The organism is Streptomyces sp. S3(2020), from assembly GCF_013044505.1.
GTDB lineage: Bacteria > Actinomycetota > Actinomycetes > Streptomycetales > Streptomycetaceae > Streptomyces.
In genome coordinates this window covers 1-12737 of the sequence record NZ_JABERD010000252.1, presented here as the reverse complement: position 1 = coordinate 12737, position 12737 = coordinate 1, and the positions used below count along the sequence as shown (strand labels likewise).

Sequence of the window (12737 nt, the reverse complement as noted above, 5' to 3'; positions counted from 1 at the left end):
CGACGCGTCCCAGCCCGCCCACACCCCCGGTGTGCCCGTCCGGCACACCCGGGCCAAGGGGGAGCCCCGTTTTCCCGACGGGCCCAAGGCCGATCCCGCCGGGTCGCACTTCGAGCGGCGGATCCGGAGTTTCCAGCCGCGGCGCAGCCGGGTGACTGCGGGGCAGGCGGACGCGTTGCAGCGGCTGTGGCCCCAGTGGGGGCTGGACATCGACGGGCAGCAGGTCTTCGACCTGACCGAACTGTTCGGCAACGACAACCCGGTCGTGCTGGAGATCGGCTTCGGGATGGGCGAGGCCACCGTGCGGATGGCGGGTTCCGACCCCGGCGTCAACATCCTCGCCGTCGACGTGCACACCCCCGGTCAGGGCAACCTGCTCAACCTCGCCGACCAGAACGGGCTCTCCAACGTCCGCGTCGGCAACGGCGACGCCATCATCCTGCTGCGCGAGATGCTGGCCCCGGAATCGCTGGACGGGCTGCGCGTCTACTTCCCCGACCCCTGGCCCAAGAAGCGGCACCACAAGCGGCGGCTGATCCAGCCGGAGTTCCTCAGCCTCGCCGCGACCCGGCTGAAGCCGGGGGCCGTGGTGCACTGTGCCACCGACTGGGAGCCGTACGCCGAACAGATGCTCGAGGTGCTCACGGCGCACCCGGACTTCGCGAACACACAGGCCGACGGCGGTTTTGCGCCGCGTCCGGACTACCGGCCGCTGACCCGTTTCGAGGGCCAGGGACTGGACAAGGGACATGTCGTGAACGACCTGTTGTTCCGCCGCGTACAGCAATAGCCGAGAGCCGCCAGCCGAGAGCCGCCAGCCATCAGCCATCAGCCGTCAGCCGATAGGCGACAGAGACAGCACCACAGCCACCCCCCTCGTTAAGGTCGAAGCCGTGGCCACCTTTCCCCCGTACCCGACGCACCCCGCCGGTCCCCCCGGTGGCGGTGCGCTGCGGCACGCGCACTGGTGGCAACGCAAGTGGGTCCGCTACGGCGCGCTGATCACCCTGCTGGCGCTCTCCGGGCTCGTCATCCTCGCCCTGGTGCGTGAACAGACCGGCACCGAGGGCTTCCTGGTCGGGCTCGGGCTCGCGATCCTGCCCGTGCCGCTGCTGATAGCCGCCTTCCGCTGGCTCGACCGGGTCGAGCCGGGGCCCTGGCGCAATCTGCTGTTCGCGTTCTCCTGGGGTGCCTGCGCGGCGGCGCTGATAGCGATCGTCGCCAACAGCTTCGCGACCCGGTGGATAGCGACGGCGACCGCGGATCCGTCCAGCGCCGACACCCTCGGGGCGACCGTCATAGCGCCCGTCGTCGAGGAGACCGCCAAGGCCGCGGCCGTCCTGCTCGTCTTCCTCTTCCGCAGACGGGACTTCACCGGGATCGTCGACGGCGTGGTGATAGCCGGGGTCACCGCCACCGGCTTCGCCTTCACCGAGAACATCCTCTATCTCGGCACCGCCTTCGGCACCGACCAGCTCACCGGCGACCGCGGGATCGCCTCCGTCACCGCGGCCACGTTCTTCGTGCGCGTCATCATGTCCCCGTTCGCGCACCCGCTGTTCACGGTCCTCACCGGCATCGGCTTCGGCGTCGCGGCACTGTCGGCGGACCGCCACCACGTACGCAGGGTGCTCCTGCCCCTGTCCGGTCTGCTGCTCGCGATGGGCATGCACGCCGTCTGGAACGGCTCCTCGACCTTCGGCGAGTACGGCTTCTTCGCCGTGTACGCGGCCTTCATGGTCCCCGCGTTCGGCCTGCTGACCTGGCTCGTCATCTGGACCCGGCAGCGCGAACTGCGCACCGTGCGCGAGGAACTGCCCGCCTACGCCGTCGCCGGCTGGCTCACCCCCGCCGAACCCTTCGCCCTCGGCTCGATGCGGGCCCGCCGGATCGCCCGCCAGTACGCCCGCGCCCACGCCGGGAAGCCGGCGGCGCGGGCGGTCGCGCAGTACGAGGCGTACGCGACGTCCCTGGCGTTCCTACGGCACCGGGGGCGCCGCGGCCGGGCCGGCGCCGACTTCGTCGTATGGGAGCGGGAACTGCTGCACGAGTTGTGGGTACGACGGGAAGCCGCCCGCCCCGCCCTGGACCACGCGGCCCGTATGACGGCCCCGCCGATCCCGGTCATGATCCCGCCGGCGCACTGGCCCATGCACGGGTACCCGGCGGTCCAGTACCCCGGCCACAACCCGTATCGGACCTGAGCCCCGAACCACCCCGCCGAGACACCCGCACGCCCCACACGCGAGAGGCCCCGGACAACCCTCCGGGGCCCTGCCCTGCGCGCTACCGATGTAGCTCTCCTACCAGCTGAAGTCGATCTGGAGCTTGCTCCAGGTGGCCGGGAAGTTGGTGGTCTTCCGCTTGTCCGGCGCGATCGACACGTACTTCCAGCCCGTGGAGTTCAGGTTGTAGCGCCAGGACTGGGTCTGAGCGCCGCAGTTCTCGACCGTGATGAAGTTCTGACGCCCGCCACCGGGATCCAGCCTCGACGCGATGACCGAAGCACACGCCATTCCACCCGCCGCGGCCGGCGGAGCGGCGACTATCGCTCCCGTGGTCAGCGCGAGCGACAGCACTGCCGCACTCCCCCATTTACGCATCGATCTCCCTGAGATTCGGTCGCGGCGAAGGTCAACTCGCCTTGTTCGTACGGTTGGTCGATGCTACAGAGCCGCTTCCCCGGTCGCCACCGGAAGGACGGTGGAAGCGGCCTCCGTCAGCCGCGTCACCTCGTCCTCCGTCAGCCGCACCTCCGCCACCTTCACCAGCGCCGGCACCTGCTCCACCGTCCGCGCGGACGCGATGGGCGCCGCCACCGTCGGCTGGGCGGCGAGCCACGCCAGGGCCACCGTCGCCACCGGCACGAGGTGGGCCTCGGCGATGTCGTCGAGGGCGGCGAGGACCTTGCGGCCGCGCTCCGTCTCCAGGTGCTTGCCGGCACCGGCGGCCGCGCGGGCGCCCTCCACCACCTCACCGTCGCGGTACTTGCCGGTGAGGAACCCGGACGCCAGCGCGAAGTACGGGACGGCGGCCAGCCCGGTCCGCCCGGCCAGGTCCTGCAGCTCACCCTCGTACGTCTCGCGCGAGACCAGGTTGTAGTGCGGCTGGAGCGCCACGTACCGGGCCAGCCCCTCGCGCTCGGAGAAGGCGAGGGACGCCGCCAGGCGCTCGGCGGAGATGTTGGACGCGGCGATGTGCCGCACCTTGCCCGCCCTCACCAGCTCGTCGAGCGCGCCGATGATCTCCTCGACCGGCACGTCCACCTTGTCGAAGTGGGTGTAGTAGAGGTCGATGTGGTCGGTGCCGAGGCGGCGCAGCGAGGCGTCCGCAGCCGCCTTGATGTTCCCGGCCGTCAGGCCCGGGAAGTCGGGGTGCTGGCTGACCTTCGTGGCGATCACGACGTCGTCGCGGTTGCCACGGGCCTTCACCCACCTGCCGATGATGGTCTCGGACTCGCCGCCGACGTTGCCGTCGATCCAGGCGGAGTAGGAGTCGGCGGTGTCCACGAAGTTGCCGCCCGCGGCCGCGTACGCGTCGAGCACGGCGAAGGACTGTGCCTCGTCGGCGGTCCAGCCGAAGACGTTGCCGCCGAGGGAAAGAGGGAAGACCTCTAGGTCGGACGTGCCCAGCTTGCGAAGAGAAGTCATGTACAGGGTCAACGCCCGCACGGAAGTCGCTCTTCCGCAACGGCCGCAAAGCAAACGCAAAACCGGCGGCCCTGACGTCGGGGGGTGTGCGTCAGGGCCGCCGGTGCTCAGGAAGGGGTGCGCCTCAGGGAGTGAGGCCCTTGCTCCGCAGCCACGCCATCGGGTCGATCCCGGTGGACGCGCCACCCGGGTGGACCTCGAGGTGCAGATGCGCGCCCGTGACGTTGCCGGTCGCGCCCACGCGCCCGATCACATCACCGGTGTTGACCTTCTGGCCCACGCTGACGCTGATCGACGACTGGTGGGCGAACCACAGCTCGGTGCCGTCGTCGAGGGTGAGGACGGTCTTGTAGCCGTACGAACCGTCCCAGCCGGCCTGCGTGATGGTGCCGCTGTGGACCGCCTTGATGAGCGTGCCCGTGGGAGCGGCGAAGTCGAGGCCCGTGTGGTAGCCGGAGGACCACAGGGATCCGGCCTGCATGAACGTCGAGGTGATCGTGTACGAGGAGGTCGGCAGCGTGTACTGCTTCGCCAGCTCGGCCAGACGCTTGGCCTCGGCGGCCTCCTTGGCGTCCGCCTCCGCCTTCTTCTTCGCCTCGGCCGCGTCGTCCGCGGCCTTCTTCAGCGCGGCGGCCTCGGCCTTGGCGGCCTCGTCGGCGGCGGCGGTCTGGGTGGCCAGCTGCGCCTTGTTGTCGACCTGCGTCTGCTGGCTCTCGGCCTGCGCCATGATCCGGTTGCGCAGCGTCTCGCCGGCGTCGGAGGCGGTGGCGGTGGCCTGGGTCACGTCCGTGGTGACCGGGGCGGCGGCCGTGGGGGCCGCGGCGAGGTCACTGAGCGCGGTGGCCGAGCCCTGCGGCGCCTCGTCCGCGTCCGACACGAACGGGAGGTCGGGCATCGTGATGGAGACCGGCGGCTTGCCGGTGTTGGCGCTGGCCATTCCGGCCCCGCCGACGGCGGCTATGACACCGACGCCCAGGACGGTGGAGCTGCGGGCGAATCCCCCGCTGCCGAAACCACTGCGCTGCTTGGCGACCCGGTGCTTGCCGCGCGCCGGTCGGATGGACTCCTCGGTGGGATTCCACTCCTCGCGCGGGCCCTCGTCGTGGTGGTAGCTGCCGTAGCCGAAGACATCGGTGGTGGTGCTGCGCTGGCTCGGCACGTACGGGGCCTCGGGGGCAGACCGGTTTGACGCCACGTGGGCGTGCTCCTTTCCTTCCTTCTCGCCTACCGGGTTAGCTGACGGGTTCGGAGCAGGAAGGTCTCCTACGCGCGTATACCTGCCGTGAGTTCACGGTGGCATCCGCGCGATTCACCCCAGGGTGTTGGTTCCCCGGCTCCCTTGCGGGATTAAGCGCGTGAGCACGGAGCCGTCTCTTGTGACGGCTGGGACGACCGCGCTGCGTTATCGAACGTTAATAGACCCGGGCCGTGGATTCCAAGCTGTTCCGCTTGATCATTAACCTTTTTCCGCTGGACGTACGGGTCCATGAGCGGTGAAAAACGGGCGAGTTGACCGCACCTCGGTAAACTCACAGGTATTGACTGTATGTCAGTTGTTATGCGGAGGGCGCTCGCCCGATCACCCCACGTGATATTGCCCCTGTGACTCCTGTGGTCACGGCCGTCGTACGGCGAGCAGCGCCATGTCGTCCGTCATGCCGCCCCCGGTGTGCCGGCGCACCTCCGCCGCGAACCGCGCCGCCGGATCGCAGAACTCCCCGTCCCGTCCCACGCCTCGGACAGCCCGTCGGTGTACAGGTCGGCCATGCCCAGCGGCAGCGCGGGCCCGGCGGCGGGCAGCGGCGGCGGATGGCCCCGGTTGAGGATCCGTACGACCCCGTCGCCGCGCGGCAGTTCGGCGAGGACGGCGGTGGTGAACCCCTCGTCGGCGTCGAGCCCCTCGCGCCGCGTGCCCTCGCGCGCCAGCGCCCGCTCCAGCCGCGCGCGACCTCCCCCCCCACTCTCGGCTTCGCTCGAGCGGGGGGACCCTCACCAGCGTCGGCTCCTGCTCGGCGGCCTCCCGGAACGCCCCGATGACGACGGCGACCGCGGCCACCGCGTACAGGTCCCCGCCGATCCGGTCGTCGGGCTCGGGCAGCACCGCCCGCTGGGCGGCCTCGGCGATCTGCCGCTGGGAGGCGAGCCGCTGGTCGCCGCGGCGCACGACACGGTTGAGGACGGCGGCCAGCACGGCGACGGTGGCGACGGTGAGCACTTCGGTGAGGGCGTCGGCGTCCATCCGGAAGCCGAACCGGGCGTGGACGGCGTAGGTGGCGATCAGGGCCACCGCCCCGGTGACGACGGTGCCGAGCAGCGGGAAGAGGGGCGCGGCGACCAGGGGGGCGGCGGTGAGGAAGGGGATCGCGGTGAAGTCCCGGGGGGTCAGGACGTCGTAGAGGACGCCACCGACGATCAGCAGGGCGGGCACCACCCGTAAGAGGGCGGAGATACGCCGTCCCGCCACCGCCTCCTGATCCACATCCCCAGGTTTCCCGGACCGGGACCCGGGGGCGAGCGGTGTGGCTCGACCGGGGGAAACACTCAGGGCCGGAGTCCAGTGACTGGACTCCGGCCCTGAGCCGTGAGTAGCGGGGACAGGATTTGAACCTGCGACCTCTGGGTTATGAGCCCAGCGAGCTACCGAGCTGCTCCACCCCGCGTCGGTGAAACCAGCATACGCCATTCGCGGGACGCTCAGCACCACGGTTTGAGCGCGGCACCACTGACCTGGGTTTTCAGTTGCCGGGGTTGCCCGCGTGGGTCAGGGTCTCCCAGGACACGAACAGGTTGTCGGTGCCCGCGGGCCGGGTCTCCTCGGCGAGTCTGTGGGCGGCCGGCACGGAGACGTCGAGCCGGCCCTCCAGGTGGTTGAGGGCGACCTCCAGGTCCGGTCCCATGGTGCGGACCACCTTCCCGCCGCACAGCCACGCGGGCGCGGGCTCGCCGGCCTGGTACCGGGCGTGGAGGGCGAGTGCCGCCTTCAGCCGGTCCTCGACCTCGCCGTACAGGTCGACGCCCTGGTGCCAGGCGGTCTCGGCGATGTGGGCGGTGGCGGCGATGGAGTAGCCGACGTGCTTGAAGTTGCGGCAGGTCTCCTGGGAGACGCCGTCCTTGTACGTCTTCTGCCCGAACCAGTACGTCCTCAGCTTCGTCGGTGTGTTCACGCCCGACCCGGCCGGGGTGAGCGGCACCTGTCCGTCCTTCTCCAGGTAGAAGTAGGCGGGGACGCGCTCCCGGAAGCGCCGCAGGGCATGGTCGAAGGCCTTGTGGTCGTCGAGGAAGACGGCGATGCCGATGGCCGCGTCGGTCATGACGAGGTCCCAGTTGCCGTTGTAGTCGGGGACCTTGCGGGTGACGGTGGGCAGATACGCGGTCCGCAGCATGGTCCGGAACCGCGCGACCCGCCCCTGCGGCCACCCCGCGCCCGCGCTGTGCCGCACGATCTCCGCGGCCCGCGCCCAGGTCGCCCCGGCCCACCCGGTCTGGAGCCCGGCGTCCTCCTCGGTGTGCTCGCGCAGCTTCGCCGACCAGGCGTCCATGATCTCCCGCGCCTTGACGGCGTGCCGCTGCTTGCCGGTGACCCGGAAGAGCAGCGCCTGCGTGTACGCGGCGATCGCGTCCTCACGCTCCTGGACACACCCGTGCGCGGGCCGGTCGGCCTGATCCCCACCGGGACAGTCCACGCTCGCGTACGGCTCGGCCCGGTACTTGTACGCCCCGTACTTGCTGTCCCTCATGTCGAGGTACGCCTTCAGCCACGGCTGCTTCCCCGCGGTGACCTTCTCCCGTACGGCGTCCAGCTGAGCCTCGCTCACCAGCACGCCGGGGTGGGTGAAGGCCGTGTCGGGGGGCAGCGCACGGGCCATGGTGCGGGTACCGGCGTCGGTGGCCCCGCAGGCGGTGGCGAGCAGGGGCGCGAGCAGAAGCGCGACGGCGGCACGGAATCGGGCTGACCTCATGGTGGCAGCGTCACCCTCTGGAGGGCGGCGCGCAGGAAATGTTGGGCTGATCGGTCGGTGCCCCGGCGACGCTCACCCCGGCAGATGAAGGTTGGGCGCCTTCGCCCGCTCCTCGAACTCCGGCAGTACGACGACCTCGACGCCCTCGCCCGCCAGCAGGCCGTTCCCGTCGGCCGAGGTCACGAAGGTGTCCGGTTCGCGCCAGGCCGTCACCACCCGTCGCACCCCGGCGTCCAGGATCAGACGGGCGCAGGGGGCCGGGCGTGAGGCTCGGCGGGCGCACGGTTCCAGGCTGGAGTACACCGTGGCCGAGGCGAGACGGTGGTCCTTCGCGTCGACCTTCGCGAGCGCCGCCTCCTCCGCGTGTACGACGGGGTCCTCGCCCTCCCTGGAGTACCCGCGCGCGAGTTCCGTCCCGTCGGCGGCGACCACGACCGCGCCCACGCTGAAGGCCGTCTCCGAGGGCGGGCACAGCGCGGCCAGTTCGCAGGCGAGGCGGAGCCAGTGGCGGTCGGCGGGGGGGAGGCCGGGTGCGGTGGGCTCGTAGCGCATGAGGACGACGTCCCCGATCTGCCGGGACTCGACCAGGCGCAGGCGTCCGCCCTGGTAGGCGCCGGGGCCGAAGAGGCGGGGGGCGGTCGCGTCGCCGACGAACAGGGGGGCCAGGACCAGCTGGAGCTCGTCCGCCAGGCCCTGCTGGAGGAGCTGGGTGTGGATCCTGCCGCCGCCCTCGACCATGAGGCGCTCCACGCCCCGGGCCGACAGGTCCGCCAGGAGGCCGGGCCAGTCCAGGTCGGCGCCCAGCGGGACCACGTCGGCGGCGAGACCTGCCGCACGGGCCCGCTCCGCGCCCTTGTCCGTCGTATAGACGACCTTGTCGCCGCCCGTGTGCCAGAACCGCGCGTCGGGGTCCAGGTCGCCCGAGCCGCTGACCGTGACCTTGAGGGGGTACTCCGGCCTGCCCGCCGCCACGCGGGCCGCGCGCCGCTCGGGGGAGTTGACGAGCAGGCGGGGGTTGTCGGCGCGGATCGTGCCGGCGCCGACGAGGATCGCGTCGACCGAGGCGCGGACCTCGTCGACGCGGTCGAAGTCGGCGGGGCTGGAGAGGAGGAGGCGGTCGGGGCCGGTGTCGTCGAGGTAGCCGTCGAGGGAGACGGCCGCGGAGAGGAGGACGTACGGGTGCGGCATGGGTGCGGTCCCTCTCGCTGTGACGTGCACATCTTGGTTCAAGTTTGAAACAAACCTACACTGGCGCTATGACGACTCGCTGGCTCACGCCCAAGGAGCAACGCGCCTGGCGCGCGTTCATCGCCGCGTCGCACCTTCTGGAGGACGCGATCGACCGGCAGCTCCAGCAGGACGCCGGCATGCCCCATCTCTACTACTCCATCCTCGCCACCCTCTCCGAGACACCGGAACGCCGGCTGCGGATGACGGATCTCGCCGAGGGGCTGAAGATCACGCGGCCCCGGCTGACGTATGCCGTGACCCGGCTGGAGAAGGACGGGCTGGTCCGGCGGGAGAGTTGCCGCTGGGACAAGCGCGGGAGCATCGCCGTGCTGACCGACGAGGGCATGGCGGAGGTGGAGCGGGCGGCGCCGGGGCATGTGGAGACGGTCCGCGCCACGCTCTTCGACCGGCTCTCCGCGGAGCAGGTGGGGCAGCTGGAGGAGATCTCCCGGGCGATCGCGGACGGGCTCCAGGAGGGCTCGGGCGACGAGGTGCCGTGGCGGCGGCGCTCGTCGTCGTGCTCCGGGTCCTGATGAGCCACCCCGAAATCCCGTTGCTTCAAATTTAAAGCATGAGGTAGGGTCTGTCCTCGTAGACCTGCTTCAAATCTGAAGCAGGTATGCCTACGGACCCTACGGACCGGAGTACCCGCATGCCGAACTTCCCCGCCGCCACCCAGCGCTCCCGCGTCCGCGTACCGCTGCGCTTCGGAGACGGCTACAGCGTCGACGCCGAGCTCGTCACCTTCCACGGCCTGACCGACGGCCAGGAGCACGTGGCGGTCGTCCTCGGTGAGCCGGGGCCCACCCCCCTGGTCCGGCTGCACTCCGAGTGCCTCACCGGCGACGTCTTCGGCTCGGCCCGCTGCGACTGCGGCCCGCAGCTGCGCGAGGCGGTCGAGCGGATAGCCGAGCGCGGCGGCGTCCTGCTGTACCTGCGCCAGGAGGGCCGCGGCATCGGCCTCTACAACAAGCTCGACGCGTACGCCCTCCAGGACCAGGGCCTGGACACCTACGCCGCCAACACCGCGCTGGGCCTGCCCGAGGACGACCGCGACTACACGGCGGCCGCGCAGATGCTGACGGCCCTCGGGATCGAGTCGCTGGACCTGCTGTCCAACAACCCCGACAAGGCGGGCCAGTTGCGCGACCTCGGCATCGACGTCCACGACCGGGTGCCGACCGGGGTGTTCACCACCGCGCACAACGTCCGCTACCTGCGGGCCAAAGTCCTCCAGACCCAGCACACGCTGCCGCTGGGCGAGTTGACGGAGCTCAGCGCCGGCTGAAGGCAGAGGGCTGAAGGGTGAAGGCTGAAGGCTGAAGGGTGTAGCCCGCTCCACCACGGTCCGGGTGAGCGCTCCCTCGTGGCGGGGAGCGGCCGGCGGAATCGTCTTCCGCATGGCTACTCTCCTTTTTCACCTGGGCCGCGCGTCCTTCCGTTTCCGGTGGTTCGTCGTCCTGTTGTGGGTGGCGGTGCTGGGCGCCGCCGGCTTCGCCGCCTCGAAGGCGCCCACCCCCGCCGACGAGGGCTTCACGATGCCCGGCATCGAGTCCCAGAAGGCGTTCGACCTGATGGAGGAGCGTTTCCCGGGGGCCGCGGCCGACGGGGCGAGCGCCCGGATCGTGTTCATCGCGCCGCGCGGTGAGAAGGTCACCGCCGCCGGCAACAAGGCCGTCGTCGAGAGACTCGTGCACTCCGCCGCGGACGGCTCCCAGGTCGCCTCCGCCGTCGACCCGTTCCAGGCGAAGGCCGTCAGCGAGGACGGTACGACGGCGTACGCGACGGTCTCCTTCGCCGCCACCGCCGACGACCTCACCGACGCCTCCAAGAGCCACCTGGAGACCGCCCTCGACAAGGCCCGGGACGCCGGTCTGACCGTCGAGGTCGGCGGTGACGCGCTGGCCACCAAGCCCTCGGCGGGCGGCGCGGCCGAGGCGATCGGCATCGCGATCGCGGCCGTCGTCCTGCTCGTCACCTTCGGCTCGCTGGCCGCCGCCGGGCTCCCGCTGCTGACCGCGATCATCGGCGTCGGCATCAGCATGACCGGCATCCTGGCCCTGTCCGAGGCCTTCGGCCTGTCCGCGAACACCGGCACCCTCGCCACCATGCTGGGCCTGGCCTGCGGCATCGACTACGCCCTGTTCGTCGTCTCCCGCTACCGCGAGGAGCGCGCCAAGGGCCGCGACCCGTGGGAGGCGGCCGGACTCGCCGCCGGTACGGCCGGCTCCGCGGTGGTCTTCGCCGGCCTCACCGTCGTCATCGCCCTCGCCGGACTCTGGGTCGTCGGCATCCCGATGCTCACCAAGATGGGGCTGGCCGCGGCCGGCGCGGTCCTCGTCGGCGTGCTGATCTGCCTGACGCTGGTCCCGGCACTGCTGGGCTTCTGGCCGAACGCGGTGCTCTCGCGCGGGGCCCGCCGCAATTCCCGGCGCCATCGCAGGAAGCAGCTGAGGACGGAGAACGGCGGCTCCCGCTGGGCGAAGCTCGTCGTACGCCACCCCCTGCCGGTCCTCCTCCTCGGCGTGGTCGGCCTGGGCGCCATGGCCACGCCCGTCCTGGACCTCCAGCTGGGCATGCCGGGTGACGAGGCGAAGGCCACCTCCACCACCGAGCGCCGGGCCTACGACGCCCTGGCCGAGGGCTTCGGGCCCGGCTTCAACGGCCCGCTGTCGATCGTGGTGGACGCGAAGGGCGCCGCCGACCCGAAGGCGGCCGTGGCCACCGTCTCCAAGGAGATAGCCGCCACCGACGGAGTCGTCTCCGTCTCCCCCGCGCGGTTCAACCAGGCCGGCGACACCGCGGTCTTCTCCGCCACCCCGTCCACCGCCCCGACCGACACGAGGACCCAGGACCTCGTCAAGACGATCCGCGACGAGCGGGCGGACATCGAGTCCCGGTCGGGCGTCAGCTACGAGGTGACCGGCCGGACCGCGCTGAACATCGACATCGCCGAGAAGGTCCAGGCGTCCCTGCTGCCGTATCTGGCGGTCGTGGTCGGCCTCGCGATCGTGCTCCTGCTGCTGGTCTTCCGCTCCCTGCTCGTCCCGCTCAAGGCCGCCTTCGGCTTCCTGCTCTCCGTGCTCGCCGCCCTCGGCGCGGTCGTCGCGGTCTTCCAGCAGGGCCACGGCGCCGAACTGCTGGGCGTGGAGTCCACCGGCCCGATCATGAGCATGATGCCGATCTTCCTGGTGGGCATCGTCTTCGGACTGGCGATGGACTACGAGGTCTTCCTCGTCTCCCGGATGCGCGAGGCCTACGTCCACGGCGACGCCCCCAAGCAGGCCATCGTCTCCGGGTTCCGGCACAGCGCCCGGGTCGTGGTGGCCGCCGCGCTCATCATGATCGCCGTCTTCTCCGGGTTCATCGGGGCCGGCGAGTCCATGATCAAGATGATCGGCTTCGGGCTCGCGATCGCGGTCCTCTTCGACGCCTTCGTGGTCCGCATGGCGATCGTCCCGGCGATCCTCGCGCTGCTGGGCCACAAGGCCTGGTCCCTGCCGCGCTGGCTGGACTTCATGCTCCCGGACATCGACGTCGAGGGCGAGAAGCTGAACCGGAAGCGGGAGGTGGCCGAGCGGGTTCCGGAACCGGTGGGCTGAGCCGAGTTGAGCTGAGTACGACGATGCCGGGCCCTTCCGATCGGAAGGGCCCGGCAGTCATGCATGGGGGCAGTCACGCCTGGGGGGTGTCACGCCGGGGGGCGGCCCGCCCGGGGGGTGTCACGCCCGGGGGGTGTGCGCCCGATCCCCCCGCCCGGCCAGCCCCCGGCCGTCGCCGCTGCCGCCCGGCGGCCCCCCCAGCTCCCGCAAGCCGCGGCCCACCGCCTTGTGCACGCCGCGCCCGGCACCCGCGCGCGCCCTGCCGCCGGCCGCCTTCCCCGGCCCCCCCGCCCCCA

The 12737-nt window shown here is 71.3% G+C and carries 10 protein-coding genes, 1 tRNA gene, 1 pseudogene and 1 riboswitch; of the genes and pseudogenes, 5 read left to right on the top strand and 7 right to left on the bottom strand.

What is annotated here, in order from left to right; genetic code table 11:
* The first annotated feature begins 31 nt into the window (after window positions 1-31).
* Together trmB and HLK59_RS43035 are read left to right on the top strand one after the other, a co-directional pair.
* The gene (gene trmB, locus HLK59_RS43040; RefSeq protein WP_171147117.1) at window positions 32-790 is read left to right on the top strand and encodes a tRNA (guanosine(46)-N7)-methyltransferase TrmB; all 759 of its coding nucleotides are present in this window, start codon (window positions 32-34) and stop codon (window positions 788-790) included.
* A 103-nt stretch (window positions 791-893) separates the two neighbouring features.
* On the top strand, window positions 894-2204 hold the full coding sequence (locus tag HLK59_RS43035) for a PrsW family intramembrane metalloprotease (protein WP_171147115.1): 1311 nt from the start codon (window positions 894-896) through the stop codon (window positions 2202-2204).
* A gap of 99 nt (window positions 2205-2303) precedes the next feature.
* Here the strand turns inward: HLK59_RS43035 and HLK59_RS43030 are convergent, their stop codons facing one another.
* The 7 genes and pseudogenes from HLK59_RS43030 to HLK59_RS43000 form a co-directional block, all read right to left on the bottom strand.
* Complete coding sequence (locus tag HLK59_RS43030; protein WP_171147114.1) at window positions 2304-2603, bottom strand: hypothetical protein; 300 nt, start codon at window positions 2601-2603, stop codon at window positions 2304-2306.
* A gap of 63 nt (window positions 2604-2666) precedes the next feature.
* A complete protein-coding gene (locus HLK59_RS43025; RefSeq protein WP_171147113.1) occupies window positions 2667-3650 on the bottom strand; it encodes an aldo/keto reductase in 984 nt (327 codons plus the stop codon).
* A 124-nt stretch (window positions 3651-3774) separates the two neighbouring features.
* A complete protein-coding gene (locus tag HLK59_RS43020; RefSeq protein ID WP_171147112.1) occupies window positions 3775-4845 on the bottom strand; it encodes a M23 family metallopeptidase in 1071 nt (356 codons plus the stop codon).
* 11 nt (window positions 4846-4856) lie between these two features.
* A riboswitch (cyclic di-AMP (ydaO/yuaA leader) is annotated at window positions 4857-5014 on the bottom strand.
* Between the two features lie 251 nt (window positions 5015-5265).
* Window positions 5266-6129, bottom strand: a pseudogene (locus tag HLK59_RS43015) (hypothetical protein).
* Window positions 6130-6236: 107 nt separating this feature from the next.
* Window positions 6237-6310 (bottom strand) — tRNA-Met (locus tag HLK59_RS43010).
* 75 nt (window positions 6311-6385) lie between these two features.
* Window positions 6386-7516 (bottom strand): alginate lyase family protein, encoded by a 1131-nt coding sequence (locus HLK59_RS43005; protein WP_171147116.1) that lies wholly within the window; start codon window positions 7514-7516, stop codon window positions 6386-6388.
* A 165-nt stretch (window positions 7517-7681) separates the two neighbouring features.
* Window positions 7682-8797, bottom strand: coding sequence for a dihydrofolate reductase family protein (locus tag HLK59_RS43000; RefSeq protein ID WP_171147111.1), 1116 nt, complete (start codon window positions 8795-8797; stop codon window positions 7682-7684).
* A gap of 68 nt (window positions 8798-8865) precedes the next feature.
* Here HLK59_RS43000 and HLK59_RS42995 point away from each other — a divergent pair, with 68 nt between their 5' ends.
* From HLK59_RS42995 to HLK59_RS42985, 3 genes are all read left to right on the top strand, one after another.
* The gene (locus HLK59_RS42995; protein WP_171147110.1) at window positions 8866-9372 is read left to right on the top strand and encodes a MarR family transcriptional regulator; all 507 of its coding nucleotides are present in this window, start codon (window positions 8866-8868) and stop codon (window positions 9370-9372) included.
* A gap of 119 nt (window positions 9373-9491) precedes the next feature.
* Window positions 9492-10127, top strand: coding sequence for a GTP cyclohydrolase II (gene ribA / locus HLK59_RS42990; protein WP_171147109.1), 636 nt, complete (start codon window positions 9492-9494; stop codon window positions 10125-10127).
* A gap of 112 nt (window positions 10128-10239) precedes the next feature.
* Window positions 10240-12441 (top strand): MMPL family transporter, encoded by a 2202-nt coding sequence (locus HLK59_RS42985; protein ID WP_171147108.1) that lies wholly within the window; start codon window positions 10240-10242, stop codon window positions 12439-12441.
* The last annotated feature ends 296 nt before the right edge of the window (window positions 12442-12737 follow it).

Excerpts from the sequence above, each read along its gene's own strand:
- HLK59_RS43025 (WP_171147113.1), bottom strand. The coding sequence starts at position 3,650 with ATGACTTCTCTTCGCAAGCTGGGCACGTCCGACCTAGAGGTCTTCCCT.
- ribA (WP_171147109.1), top strand. The coding sequence starts at position 9,492 with ATGCCGAACTTCCCCGCCGCCACCCAGCGCTCCCGCGTCCGCGTACCG.
- HLK59_RS42995 (WP_171147110.1), top strand. The coding sequence starts at position 8,866 with ATGACGACTCGCTGGCTCACGCCCAAGGAGCAACGCGCCTGGCGCGCG.
- HLK59_RS42985 (WP_171147108.1), top strand. The coding sequence starts at position 10,240 with ATGGCTACTCTCCTTTTTCACCTGGGCCGCGCGTCCTTCCGTTTCCGG.
- HLK59_RS43000 (WP_171147111.1), bottom strand. The coding sequence starts at position 8,797 with ATGCCGCACCCGTACGTCCTCCTCTCCGCGGCCGTCTCCCTCGACGGC.
- HLK59_RS43005 (WP_171147116.1), bottom strand. The coding sequence starts at position 7,516 with ATGGCCCGTGCGCTGCCCCCCGACACGGCCTTCACCCACCCCGGCGTG.
- HLK59_RS43030 (WP_171147114.1), bottom strand. The coding sequence starts at position 2,603 with ATGCGTAAATGGGGGAGTGCGGCAGTGCTGTCGCTCGCGCTGACCACG.